At 66.2% G+C, this 13,352-nt stretch carries 7 protein-coding genes; 2 read left to right on the forward strand and 5 right to left on the reverse strand.

The genetic code is table 11. The features are described 5' to 3' along the window. Positions 1-69: 69 nt before the first annotated feature. Both dut and ACUIAH_RS03240 read right to left on the reverse strand, forming a co-directional pair. On the reverse strand, positions 70-534 hold the full coding sequence (gene dut, locus ACUIAH_RS03235) for a dUTP diphosphatase (protein WP_445341375.1): 465 nt from the start codon (positions 532-534) through the stop codon (positions 70-72). After that, complete coding sequence (locus ACUIAH_RS03240) at positions 534-827, reverse strand: DUF4193 domain-containing protein (protein ID WP_024627827.1); 294 nt, start codon at positions 825-827, stop codon at positions 534-536. The genes dut and ACUIAH_RS03240 overlap by 1 nt, the downstream gene beginning before the upstream one ends. A gap of 167 nt (positions 828-994) precedes the next feature. On the opposite strand from ACUIAH_RS03240, the gene sepH reads away from it, so the two are divergent. Next, positions 995-2,035 carry a septation protein SepH gene (gene sepH, locus ACUIAH_RS03245; RefSeq protein ID WP_445341376.1) on the forward strand — a complete coding sequence of 347 codons (1,041 nt, stop codon included), beginning with the start codon at positions 995-997 and terminating at the stop codon, positions 2,033-2,035. On the opposite strand, the gene ACUIAH_RS03250 is transcribed toward sepH, so the two are convergent. Then, positions 2,036-3,259 (reverse strand): alkaline phosphatase family protein, encoded by a 1,224-nt coding sequence (locus ACUIAH_RS03250; RefSeq protein ID WP_445341377.1) that lies wholly within the window; start codon positions 3,257-3,259, stop codon positions 2,036-2,038. It lies immediately after the preceding gene. Between the two features lie 114 nt (positions 3,260-3,373). Here ACUIAH_RS03250 and ACUIAH_RS03255 point away from each other — a divergent pair, with 114 nt between their 5' ends. Next, complete coding sequence (locus ACUIAH_RS03255; RefSeq protein WP_445341378.1) at positions 3,374-5,998, forward strand: DNA gyrase/topoisomerase IV subunit A; 2,625 nt, start codon at positions 3,374-3,376, stop codon at positions 5,996-5,998. Between the two features lie 17 nt (positions 5,999-6,015). Here ACUIAH_RS03255 and ACUIAH_RS03260 read toward each other — a convergent pair whose 3' ends face one another. Both ACUIAH_RS03260 and ACUIAH_RS03265 read right to left on the reverse strand, forming a co-directional pair. Further along, complete coding sequence (locus ACUIAH_RS03260; RefSeq protein WP_445341379.1) at positions 6,016-10,920, reverse strand: ATP-dependent helicase; 4,905 nt, start codon at positions 10,918-10,920, stop codon at positions 6,016-6,018. 48 nt (positions 10,921-10,968) lie between these two features. Continuing rightward, positions 10,969-13,317: a DNA gyrase/topoisomerase IV subunit B gene (locus ACUIAH_RS03265; protein WP_445339889.1), complete on the reverse strand. Its 2,349-nt coding sequence runs from the start codon at positions 13,315-13,317 to the stop codon at positions 10,969-10,971. Positions 13,318-13,352: the final 35 nt, after the last annotated feature.

A 13,352-nucleotide genomic window follows, 5' to 3' on the forward strand; every position in this document is an offset into this window, starting at 1 on the left:
CCTGAATATAATGCACCAATCCTACACTTGCGCCTGACCCATTCAGGCCGTCCGTGTCCGAAGGATGCCTCATCGGCCCGTCGAGCCGAATCCGGCATCCGAACGCACCGAGCCAGGCAGACGTTCTGCGGGCACGAAACGGGCCTGCACGTAGCGCTGAATGATCAGCTGGGCAATGCGCTCCCCAGGCTCGAAGTGAACCGACTCATGCGGATCCAAGTTGATCAGCGGCACCTTGATCTCGCCCCGGTACCCGGCATCGATGGTTCCTGGCGCGTTGAGCACGGTCACCCCCATCTTGACTGCCAGCCCCGAGCGTGGGTGAACCAGGCCGACATACCCGTTGGGCAGAGCCAGAGCGACACCGGTGGGAACCAGCGCCCGCTGGAAAGGGGCCAGATCCACGGCCACCCTGGCTCGCAGATCGGCTCCTGCATCGCCAGGCATGGCGTATTCCGGCACCTCGGCCCCATCCAAGGATTCGAACAGGACCTCGACCGTTTCCGGCTCGTTGTAGGACTCGTCGTAGGCCATTAGGCGGCGCACTCCTTGCAGACGGGCTTGCCGTCAGGGGTTGTGTAGGCCAGCTGGCTCCGGTGTTTGACCAGGAAGCAGTTGGAGCAGATGAATTCATCGCCCTGCATGGGAATGACAGTCACCGAAGAGTCCTCATTGCTCAGGTCGGCGCCCGGCAGCTCATAGTCCTCGGCGATGGCGTTCTCGTCGTCGTCCAGATCGGCCCCGGCATCCTGGCCGCTTTTGCCCAGCTCCTGCAGGGATTCCTCGTCTTCGTCCTTGTCTCGCGGGGTATCGTAATCCTGTGCCATCGTGTACCCTTTCCTTGTTCGACCAGCCACCTCGTATGCCGGTCATTTCACACGATATGTACTGCGCATAGGATACACGATTTCAAAAGCACGTAAAATACGAACCATAGGGCACAATGGAAATACCTGAGGCCGTGTAAAGGAACCGTAAGAGGATAGGGGCGTGCATGTCTGAGAATGGGACCAGGGTGGCCAGCTTTGACCATGTCGACGACAGGGGCGATCTGGTCTTCGTCTGTGACCACCGGCACTTCGCCGTAAGGGTCGACGATGCGCTTGATCGCGCCATTCTTGAGGCCAAGCAGGTCAAGGAGGAAGAGGACGTGGACCCCCAGACCGGCAAGTCCAAGCCCCTGCCCGTCTCAGCCATTCAGGCGGCTGTGCGCGCCGGTGCCCGCCCCGAGCAGGTGGCTCAGCAATACGCTGTCAACGAAGCGCTGGTACGGCGTTTCGCGGCTCCCGTGGAAACCGAGAAGAAGTACGCCATCGAGCAGTTCCTGACCATGCCGGCGCCCAAGGGGTCGGGAGGGCGAAACTATCAGGAACTGATCGGCAAGGTGCTGGCCCGTGCGGGGGTCAGCCTGACACAGGTTTCCTGGCAGGCCACCAGACGAGGGTACGAACCCTGGAACATCAACGGCGTGTTTACGCTGGACAAACGGATTTTCAACGCCCGCTGGGCATGGAACATGCATGACAACACGGTGACCTGCCTGAACGGGGCGGCAAGGATGCTGCTGGACAATTCCGCAGACGATCATGGCCAGGATCGGCCTGCTGAGGCGATTGACGATCAGACCGACAGGCGGCCTCCAAGCCAGAAGGATACCTTTACCCAAATAGAAGAAGAGGACGCCGGTTCGGAGGGCCAGGAGAGCGGTGAACGTCAGGCGGCACTCACGGCCTGGCTCTATGGCAAGCCCAAGGAGAGCCAGGAGCGGACAGCCGAGCGGGAGCCCAGCCACCCCAGTGCAGAACTGACCGAGGACCCTGACACGGCCGAGCATCCTCCCATCAGAGACAACGAATCCACCATGGTCCTGCCCGTGCAGAACCATGAGCAGCCCCGGCAAGAGGATCCAGGCGATGATGCCGGACAGGACGAGCAGGAGGATCAGCCCAAGGAGGGCCGCCGCAGCAAGCGGGCCAAAAAACACTCCGGACGGTCGGCCGTGCCCAGCTGGGATGAGATCCTCTTCGGCAAGTAGTCAGACCAGGTCGATCAGACAGGGGATCTGCGTCTCCAGACGGGTCCATGAACCATGCACGCCGGGCAGCCTGGTCGCTGCATCGGTCTGATCTGCAGAATTCACCAGGGTGATCCGGTCGCCGGCCAGCACCAGAAGGTCGCCGATCATGGGTCGGATCCGAGCGTCCACAGGGCCGAAGATTCCCCCTTGGATGGCCTGGTCACGGGTCAACACCCAGGCCCGATCCCCCAGACGCTCACGCCAGCGTGTAGCCACGACCTGGGGGTCCGCCCCCTGGTCCAGATAGAGCATGACCGCCCTGGGCTCGCCGCCCACCAGTCGCACATCCTGGCTCAGCTCCGGATCCTGAGCGATGTCAATGCGCTGGTTCGGATCGGACTCAACCATGCCGTGATCGGCTACGATCACCGTCAGTGTCCCGGCGGGCAGGCGGCGATGAAGCTCGGCCAGCTGTGCATCGGTCGCTTCAAGAGCGGCCACCCACTCCTCGCCCTCCCAGCCGCTGTGGTGGCCCACCTTGTCCACATCGCGGATGTAGAGGTAGGTCAGCCCCGGCTGGCTGGCAGCCTGGCAGGCGGCCAGAAGACGCTGACGGGAGTGGTTGTGGGCCAGGTACTCCCCGCCGCGCAGAGCCGCGCGGGTCAGGGCTGAATCGCGAAAACGCGGCAGGCCTGAGGAGGTCACACGGACCCCTTGCGCCTGGAGGGTCTCGAAGACCGTGGGACGGCGTTGCAGGCGCTCGGGATCCTGAGCCCCCCTGAACTGGATCATCTGGCCCAGCTGGCCAGTGTCCGGATTCAGCTGGGTGTAGCCGGTCATACCGGTCAGCCCGGGGCTGGTTCCGGTGCCGAAGACGCCCATGGCCGCCACGGTCGTCGAGGGCAGGCTGGTGTAGAGGGGACGCTGGTTGATGGGTTCGGACAGCAGCGAGCGCAGGTAGGGCACATGGCCCTGGCGGCTGACCAGATTCCAGAATCCCAGCCCATCCACCAGGACGACGACCACCGACCGGGCCTCCGGCAGTCCCAGGGCTTCCTGGAGGGCCTTGGCAGACGGGTGGACGTCGGTGGCCACAGGCACTCCCAGGCAGGCGCTCAGGGCGGGCAGGACGGCGGACAGATGCCTGGCCCCGCCAACATGGTTGTCCTCCGCCCGGTCCCCGTATTGGATAGGCGGACTCGGCTGCAGCAGTTCCTTCATGTCAGGTGTATCCAGACCCATACAACCCATTCAAGCACGGTCAGGCCCCAGGCCGACACCGCATCCCTGCTGTCAATGCTTTGGCGGACCGTCCGGTTATCATAAGGCGGAACATGAAGGAGCAGGAGCTGGAGCATGGCAACTCATCGCAGGAGCAAGGCGGCGGGGTACGACCCCCGGCAGGTCAAGGAGCACATCGTCGAAACCCCTCTGAACGAGGAGATGAGCAAGTCCTTCCTGGAATACGCCTACTCGGTCATCTACGCCAGGGCCCTGCCCGACGCCCGTGACGGACTCAAGCCGGTCCAGCGGCGGATCATCTACCAGATGGGCCAGATGAACCTCAACCCCGACCGCCCTTATATGAAGTCCGCCAGGGCTGTGGGCGAGGTCATGGGCAAGCTGCACCCCCATGGCGACTCATCCATCTACGAGGCCATGGTGCGCCTGGCCCAGCCCTTTGCCATGCGCCTGCCCCTGGTCGACGGCCACGGCAACTTCGGATCCCTGGACGACGGCCCGGCTGCCTCCCGCTACACCGAGGCCAGGCTGGCTCCTGCGGCCCTGGGCATGAACGCCGACATCGACCAGGACACGGTGGACTTCTCCCCCAACTACGACAACAAGCTCAAGGAGCCCCAGGTCCTGCCCTCGGCCATCCCCAACCTGCTGGTCAACGGGGCCTCGGGCATCGCCGTGGGCATGGCCACCAACATGATCACCCACAACCTGGGCGAGGTGGTGGCCGCCGCCAAGTATCTGATGGCCCACCCGGACGCAGGGCTGGACGAGCTCATGCGCTACGTGCCCGGCCCGGATCTGCCCGGCGGCGGAGTCATCGTGGGACGGGACGGCATCCGCAAGGCCTACGAGCACGGCCGGGGGGCCTTCGTGACCAGGTCCGTCACCCACCTGGAGAACGTGACCGCCCGCAAGAAGGCCATCGTGGTCACCGAGCTGCCCTTCATGGTGGGCCCCGAGCGGGTTCTGGAGCGTATCTCCGATGGGGTGCGCAACCACAAGCTGGAGGGCATCTCCAGCGCCATCGACCTGACCGACCGGCACAACGGGACCCGCCTGGTCATCGAGATCAAGACGGGATTCGATCCGGGCAAGGTCCTGGGCAAGCTCTTCAAGTACACGCCCCTGGAGGACTCCTTCACCATCAACAACGTGGCCCTGGTCCACGGACGGCCCAGAACCATGGGGCTCAAGGAGCTGCTGGAGGTCTGGGTGGAGCACCGGCGCACGGTCATCCATCGGCGCAGCGAGTTCCGCCGCAAGAAGGCCCTGGAGCGTCTGCACCTGGTCGAGGGGCTCCTGCTGGCCCTGGTCGACATCGACGAGGTCATCCAGGTCATCCGCAGCTCGGACGACGCGGATGCGGCCAAGACCAGGCTGATGGCGGTCTTCGATCTGGATCAGACCCAGGCCCAGTACATTCTTGACCTGCGGCTGCGGCGGCTGACCAAGATGAGCCGGATCGAGCTGGAGGGCGAACGAGACGACCTCAACAAGCAGCTGGAGGAGCTGGAGCGGATTCTGGGCTCCTCGGCCGAGCTGGACCGGGTGGTCATCCAGGAGATGGATCAGGCGGTGGCCCAGTGGGGCACGCCCAGGCGCACGGTCATCCTGGACCAGGAGCCTTCCGGCGACCTGGCCCCCGTGCAGTCGGCAGCCAGCGACCAGCAAACCGCTCAGCAGACCTCGGGCAAGGTTGCTGCTGGCTCGCAGACCGCATTGCTGGCCAGCGGAGGAACCAGCCGCGGCGGCGACCTGCACATGGAGGACGAGCCCTGCACGGTCATGATGAGCGCCACCGGACTGCTGGCACGCAGCACCCCGGGCGCCCTGGATGCCTGGCGGTCCCGGCCGCGCAACCAAGACCGGGGGCATGACGACCAGGTCATCGCCATATTCGCCACCACTACTCTGGCCACCTACGGCCTGGTGACCACGGCTGGAAGGCTGATCACCGCCCCCGTGGCCGACCTGCCGCTGATCCCGGCCACCGCCAACCCCAACCTGAGCGGGGGCATCGTGGCTGACGAGCTCCTGGGCGGGACCGCCAGCACCGAACCCCAGGCCGACGAGCACGCCGTCACCGTCATCGACATGAACGACTCCGCGCCACTGGCCTTGGGCACCCGGCTGGGCACGGTCAAGCGCTGGAACCGCGAATCCCCGACCACCATGGACTCCTGGTCGGTCATCGACCTCAAGGGGGACGACCAGGTGGTCTTCGCAGCCCCCTGCCAGGACGGGGACCGGATGGTGCTCATCTCCTCGGATGCCAGCCTGCTGACCTTCACCGGGGACAAGGTTCGCCCCCAGGGCCGCAATGCGGCCGGCATGGCGGGCATCCGGCTGGCCCAGGGCTGCCAGGTCGCCGCCTTCGCGGTCGTGCCGGCCGGAGAGATCGGCTGGACCTATCAGGAGACCGGCGAGGATGGCATGAGCACCCAGGCCGGGGCCGTGGTCCTGACTGTGGCCGGCGACTCCGAGGCCCTGCCCGGCACCGAGAACGGGTCGGCCAAGCTGACCCCGCTGGAGATGTATCCGGTCAAGGGCCGCGGCACGAAAGGCGTGCGCTCCCAACGCTTCCTCAAGGGTCAGGACACCCTGCTGCTGGCCCGGGTGGGCGCCTGGCCCCTGCACGCCAGCACCGCCGCCGGCTCTCCGGTCGAACTGCCCGAAGTGGACATGCGCCGGGACGCCTCCGGCCAGGAGCTGGCAGCGCCCATCGCCTTCGTGGCCTGAGGGCGCTCAGCAAGGGCTCAGTAGAGTGCCATGCCGCCCGGACCGGCCGTGAACCCGGCTGCGGCCAGGGCCATGCCCACCGGTTCGCGCATGGTCAGGGGCCGGCCATTGGCATCACTGAAGAGGATGCGTCCCTGTCCGTCCCGGCTCAGCCATGAGGCCAGCTGGGCGAAGGCGGCCTCCAGCAATCCACGCTCGGGCTCACCGAAGACCAGCAGATGATGCCCCTTGGGCGCCGCATAAACCAGGGCGCGGCCATGATTCTGCACCAGGAGGTTCCCTATCCGCCGAATAGGCCGTCCGCCGGCATCCCCTGATGTAGTCGGCCAGGCAAGAGCCGTGCCATAGAGGTTGGCGGGATCGGTCACGTCCATGACCACGGGTTCGGCAGGTCGCTGCCCCGATCCGCCTTCGCCATCGCTTTTGCGCTCATCCTCTTGGAAGTCCCTGAGCTGGTTGATCACCTCTCTGGGGGCGAACTGGGCGCCGCCGAAGCCGTCGACAATGACCCCACGCGTCAGCCGGCCGGCCTCCTCCATCCGTCTGCAGACCTGATAAAGGGCCGAGAATCCGCCGGGCAGGGACAGCACCTCAGGCAGCACCGGAGCCAGGAGCCCATAGCGGTCCAGGATGGCCTGCTCCTCGTGGACCAGGCTGACGGTCCGCTGCCGGTCACCGTCCTGGCTGCCTCTCGATTTGTCGATTGGATCGGGCATGCCCATCCCCGCTGCAACTGCTGCTGCTCCGCGCTCATCCGCAACCAGGGTCCAGAATCCCTCCGTCGCCGCTGACAAGGCAGATGAGCCGGCCGCCCGCGTCAAAGCCGCGCGTCCCAAGGACCTGCCGCGCCCACGCAGACCATGGGGCAAACGGCGGGCCCTCCCCGAGGGCTGCGGCCCTGATCCCCGGACCAGCCGCCGAACAGGAGCCAGGGAGGCGTTGGTGACCAGCCCACGCCTGACCAGGCCCCAGAGCGAACGGGCCAGGGCCTCCTGGTCGGGGGCCTGAGAATCAGGGGACTCCATGCCATCCCCGCCCCGGCTGGCGCAGGCGCGCAGAAGGCGATCGAAGCGGTAGGCTCCCCCATCGGCCAGCACACCCAGCAGGACCTTTTCCAGATCACCCGCGTCGCCCGCCTTGCTCGACTTGCCGGCTACATCCGTGACCGATGAAGAACCAACGGATTGTGCTGGAAGCTCCTCATCCAGATCCTCGGCCAGGTAGAAGGTCATGGCGCCCAGCGGGCCCTCCCCCTGGTCGGACCCCACCCAGACCACCTGGCCCGAGGCCAGCAGATCGTCCATCAATGCGGGACCGTAATCACGCACCCTGGCCGGGAAGATGGCCGACTCCCAGAGTTCAGGCGGCAGAGCCAGCCCCTCCAGCTGCCCGACCACCTCCAGCAGTCCTTCGGCGCCCATCAAGGGCTCCTGGCCCAGGGGTGCCAGACCCTGCCGGTGAAGAAGAAAGTCGCTGTAGACATGGCCGGGGACGGGACTGGCGGCCTTGCTGGCCTTGGCCAGGGACCGCGAGCGCAGCCGGCGGAAGACCTCGGGATCCAGCCACCCTCGGCGGGGTTCGCCTCCCTCAAATCCAGGCTCGCCGTAGGCACGCAGGTCGGGCCGGGGGAAGACCCCGGTCATGAGCAGTTCGCGAGCGGCCAGGGAATGCAGTCTGTCCTCCAAGAGAGCGCTGCCCAGGCCCAGGTGGCCGGCCAGATCCTGGGTGGTGAATGGCCCATGGACTGCGGCGTATTGCCTGACCAGCTGGTCGAAGTCCTCGCTGTCTGATTCCGGTTCCTTTGTCTGCTGGGCGGATGGCTGGATGATGCCAGGACCCAGAACCGCCGTCAGCCGCCCTGCCTGACCGGCCCATACCCAGCAGTCGCGAGCGCCTAACCTGACCGGAACCACCCTGGACTGGGTCCACAGCTCCTCCAGCATGGCCCGGACCTGTGCCTGCGTCACCGGTTCGTCCTCCTGCCCGCGCATGCGCCGGCGAATCCCGGCCGGATCCATGGGGCCCAGGGTGCGCAGCAGGTCGGCCAGTCCCTCGGCCCCCCTGGCCCGGGTCCTGGGCGAAAGCCGCTGCAGATCAGCGGTCACCTGGTCGACGGTCTCCTGGTCCAGGAGGTCAGCCATGTCCACCTGGCCGACCATCTGCTCCAGCAGATCGGAGTCGATGGCCAGCATGGCGGCGTCGCGCTCGGCCTTGGGCATGTCGTACTGGTACATGAAGGTCCCCAGGTAGCCGAAGAGCAGCCCCGAGGCCATGGGCGAGGGGGTCCGGGTGGAGGCCGGGACCAGACGGGCGCTCCCCTGCTCCAGGTCGGCCATGAGCTCGCGCAGGGCAGGCATGTCGTAGACGTCCTGGAGGCACTCGCGCATCGTCTCCAGAACCAGGGGGAAGTCATCCTCCTTCAGGGCCGCGTCCAGCAGACGGGAGGCTCGAAGACGCTGCTGCCAGAGCGGCACCCTGCGGCCGGGCTCCATCCTGGGCATGTAGAGCGAGCGGGCTGCGCACTGGCGGAAGCGGGCCTGGAAGAGCGCCGAGCCGACCAGATGACGTCGGACCTCGCGCTCCACCTGATCGGGGGTGAATCCGAATATTCGCTGGTCTTCCAGGAAGGCATCAGTGCCCGGGATCTGCACGACGATGCCGTCCTCCCCCGCCCAGACGGATCCGTCGTATCCGCGCTCGCGGGAGAGCCGGGCGGCGATGGCCAGGGCCCAGGGCTCGTTGACCCTGCGGCCGTATGGCGAATGGAGGATCAGCCTCAGATCGCCCTCCTCGTTGGGGCAGCGCTCGACCACCAGGTGACGGTCGTCGGGCACCCGGCCGGTGGAGGCCTGCTGCTCGGCCAGAAAGGCGGCCAGATTGTTGATGGCAGGACGGTCCAGGCCGTCCTCCAGCAGACGAGAACAGACGGGTTGAGTGAAGCCCGGCCGACCGGAGGCAGTCTGGACCGCCGGTATCAGACCCTGGGACAGTTCCCTGGCCAGCCTGCCCAGACGACGGCCGAATGCGGGGTCACGGCCGGTGCCCTCCCCGTGCCAGAAGGGCAGTCTGGCGGAGCGTCCCGGAGCGGGTACCACCACCACACGGTCGCGGGTGATCTGCTGGATCCTCCAGGAGGTGGTGCCCAGGGTGATCACGTTCCCCTTGCGGGACTCGTAGACCATCTCTTCGTCCAGTTCCCCCACTCGGCGGGGCTTGCCGCCTGCGGCCTCGGAGGGCATGACCACACTGTAGGAGCCGCGGTCGGGAATGGTGCCTCCGGAGGTCACCGCCAGTCGTTGTGCGCCGGGTCGGGCCGTCAGGGTTCCGGTCTGGCGGTCCCAGACCAGGATGGGACGGAAGGCGGTGAAATCCTGGGAGGTGTAGGCGCCGCTGAGCATGCCCAGCACCGCCCGGTAGACCTGCTGGTCCAGATGGGCGAAGGGCGCGGCCCGTCTGACCGTGGCCAGCCAGTCCTGCTCCCTGAGCGGTCCCATGGCGGCCGCGGCCACCGTCTGCTGGGCCAGAACATCCAAGGGGCTGCTGGGCATGATGGTGGGTTCGATGTCGCCCTGGGCCATGCTCTCCATGCTGGCCGTGCACTCCAGGATCTGCTCGCGGGTCAGGGGGAAAAGCCTGGCTTGGGATACCCGACCGACCTGGTGATCGGCCCGGCCCACCCGCTGCAGTCCCGAGGCGGTCGACAGCGGGGCGTTGACCTGGATGACCAGATCGACCGAGCCCATATCGATGCCCAGCTCCAGGCTGGAGGTGGCCACCACACAGCGCAGTCTGCCGGCCTTGAGGTCATCCTCCACCTGGCGCCGGCGTTCCTTGGACACCGATCCATGGTGGGCCATGGCAATGGGATGGTCGACGCTCTGGCCGGAAGTCCTCTCGGAAGTGGAACCGGTGGCCGAATCGTAGTGGGCGGGCTCCCTGGACCCATCTGTCTCATCGGAGAAACCCGGCTGGCCATGACCTGAGGCCTGCAGATCGGCTTGGTGCAGGTCGTTGAGCCGGGCGGTCAGGCGCTCGGCGAGCCCTCGCGAGTTGACGAAGACCAGGGTGGTGCGGTGGGACAGAACCTGGTCCAGAATGGCCCGCTCGATTGCTGGCCAGATGGATCCGCTTCTTTGGTCGCCCTCCTGACCTGACTCACCTGACTGACCGGGCGGCGCGGCCAGATCGCCCATGTCCTCCAGGGGCTCGATCAGGCGCAGGTCCATGGCTGTGGACGACTTGGGCTGGATCAGACTGACCGGACGGCTGCCACCCAGGAAACGTGCCACCTGCTCGGGCGGCCGGACCGTAGCCGACAGGCCGATCCGCTGCACGGGCCCTCCGACCAGGTCGTCCAGCCGCTCCAGACTCAGGGCCAGATGAGCCCCGCGCTTGTTGCCCGCCAAAACGTGGATTTCGTCCACAATAACGGTTTGCACGTTCTTCAGCGTGCTAGCCGTTTTGGAGGTCAGCATCAGATAGAGGGATTCAGGGGTGGTGACCAGAATGTCCGGCGGATGGGCGGCCAGGGCTCTGCGGCCGCGGGCATCGGTGTCTCCGGTGCGGATGCCCGTCCGGACCTTGGGCGCTTTGCCTCCCTGCTGTTCAAACCGCTCGGCGATGCCTTCCAGCGGAGCCTGCAGGTTGCGGGCCACATCCGTCCCCAGGGCCTTCATGGGCGAGATGTAGAGCACGGCGACCCCAGGCTTCCGGGAGCGCCGGGGCCTGGTCATGAGCTCGTCGATGGCCCAAAGAAAGGCGGCCAGGGTCTTGCCCGAACCGGTGGGCGAAATGATCAGCGCATCGCCGCCTGCGCGGATGGCCGGCCAGGCCTGCACCTGGGTCGGCGTGGGACCCTCGGGGAAGGCCTGACGAAACCAGTCGGCCGTCTGCGGGGAGAAACTGCCCAAGGGATCGCCCATGTGCGTCACACTCCTCTCCCCGCCCTTTCGGGCCTTGCCGAAGGCAGATCAGGTGTCGATCTTGCTCCGGTCGAAGTCGTCGGCATTGTCCACGATGAACTGCTTGCGGGGCGGCACGTCGTCCCCCATGAGCAGGGGGAAGATGCCGGCTGCCTGAGCGGCATCCTCCATGCGGATGCGGCGCAGCATGCGGGTCCTGGGATCCATGGTGGTGTCGGCCAGCTGGTCGGCGTCCATCTCGCCCAGACCCTTGTAGCGCTGCACATCGGGATTGTAGTCGATGTGCTTGGCATGCAGGTCGGCCAGCTTGCCCTCCAGCTCATCGTCCGAATAGGTGTAGATGAACTTCCCCTTGTTCTTGCCTGCCAGGGCGATTCGATGCAGGGGCGGCACGGCTGCGTAGACCCGCCCGTTCTCGATCAGGGGCCGCATATAGCGGTAGAAGAGGGTCAGCAGGAGGATGCGGATGTGGGCGCCGTCCACGTCGGCGTCGGTCATCATGATGACCTTGTTGTAGCGGGCCTGGTCGATGTCGAAGCTGGCCCCCGAGCCGGCGCCGACCACCTGGATGATGGAGGCGCACTCCTTGTTGGTCAGCATCTGGGACAGGGAGGCCTTCTGCACGTTGAGGATCTTGCCGCGGATGGGCAGCAGGGCCTGGAACATGGAGTTTCGGGCGGCCTTGGCCGTACCCAGGGCGGAGTCGCCCTCGACGATGAACAGCTCGGCGATGTCGTCGTTGCCGGGCATGGAATCCGAGAGCTTGGAGGGCATGGAGGCCGATTCCAGGGCGTTCTTGCGCCTGGTGACCTCCTTGGTCTTCCGGGCCTGGACGCGGGCATGCATCTCGCCCACGATCTTCTCCAGCACCTGGCCGGACTGCTCCTTGAAGCCGCGCTTGGAGCCGCTGATCATCTGGCCGAACTGGTCGTCGGTCATCCGGGTGACGATGGGTTTGACCTGGGCCGTGCCCAGCACGTCCTTGGTCTGGCCCTGGAACTGCGGCTCGGCAATGCGCACCGTGACCACGGCCACCAGCCCGGCCAGGACGTCGTCGCGCTCCACCTTGGTATGGGAGTCCTTGAGGTTGACCTTGAGACGGCGGGCGTTGGCCTCCACGGCCTTGCGCACCTGGCGGGTCATGGCGTTCATGAACCCGTCCACGTGCATGCCTCCGCCGGGCGTCTCCACCACATTGACGAAGCTGCGGACGACTGAATCGTAGTCGTTGACCCAGCGCAGGGCGATATCCACCCCGCAGACACGTTCCACCTGCTCGGCGTGCAGCTCGCCATCGGGGCCCACCCGCTGGGTCTCCTCCTGGTAGGTGTCCTGGCCGCTGATCCGCCAGATATCGCTGACCGGCTCGCCCTTGGACAGGAAGTCCACGAAGTCCGTCACCCCGCCGGTGTGCAGGAACTCCTCCACCCGCTGATGGCCGGACTCGTCCTCCGGCTGCAGCATGGCCCGGTCGGCCCGCTCGGTGGCCGAAAGGTCGGCATCATCCGCCTGCGCATCCTCGGCAGGTTGGTCTTCGGCGCCTTCTTCTGGCCAGTCCCCGCTGTCAGACGGTTCACCAAGGTTCCCCTGAACGTCCTGATCGTCCGGTTCCGCAGCAGGTTCGCCGTCAACCTCCAGGCGCAGGTCCTGCTCGGCGCTTCCTGTGGCGGGGATGCGCTCGTCGATCACGGTGATCTTGAGGCCGGGCACCAGGAAGCTGGTCTGACGCACCCGGTCGATCAGCTGGGCGTAGCTGAACCGGGCCGTCGAGTTGAAAATTTCCGGGTCGGCCCAGTAACGCACCCTGGTGCCGGTCCGGGACTTGGGCACGCTGCCCACCACTTCCAGAGGCGTAGGCCGGTTCTTCCTGGTGCGCTTGAAGGGCGAATCAGGCGAGGGATGCTCCGGATCCGGGTCCTGGTAGGTGCCGGGATGGCCCTGGTGGAAGCGCATCCGGTGGGTCTTGCCGTCCCTGTCCACCTCCACGTCCAGTCGTGAGCTCAGAGCGTTGACCACCGAAGAGCCCACGCCGTGCAGACCACCCACGGCCGTATAGGAGGAGTTGCCGAACTTGGCGCCGGCATGAAGCTTGGTCAGGACCACCTCCACGCCGGTCAGCCCCGTGCGAGGCTCAATATCGACGGGGATGCCTCGTCCATTGTCGTCCACCTCGATGGAGCCGTCCTGGTGCAGGATGACCTTGATGTGGTCGCACTGGCCGGCCAGAGCCTCGTCCACTGCGTTGTCGATGATCTCCCAAAGGCAGTGCATGAGCCCCTGGCTGTCCGTGGTCCCGATGTACATGCCTGGACGCTTGCGCACTGCGTCCAGGCCATCCAGAACCGTCAGACTGCCGGCACCATAGGACTTTCCCTTATCAGGCTTTTTCGCCACCATTTACCTCGCCGTTCACCTCATGGCGCCCACGGGGA

It is taken from the genome of Bifidobacterium sp. ESL0820 (assembly GCF_052606235.1).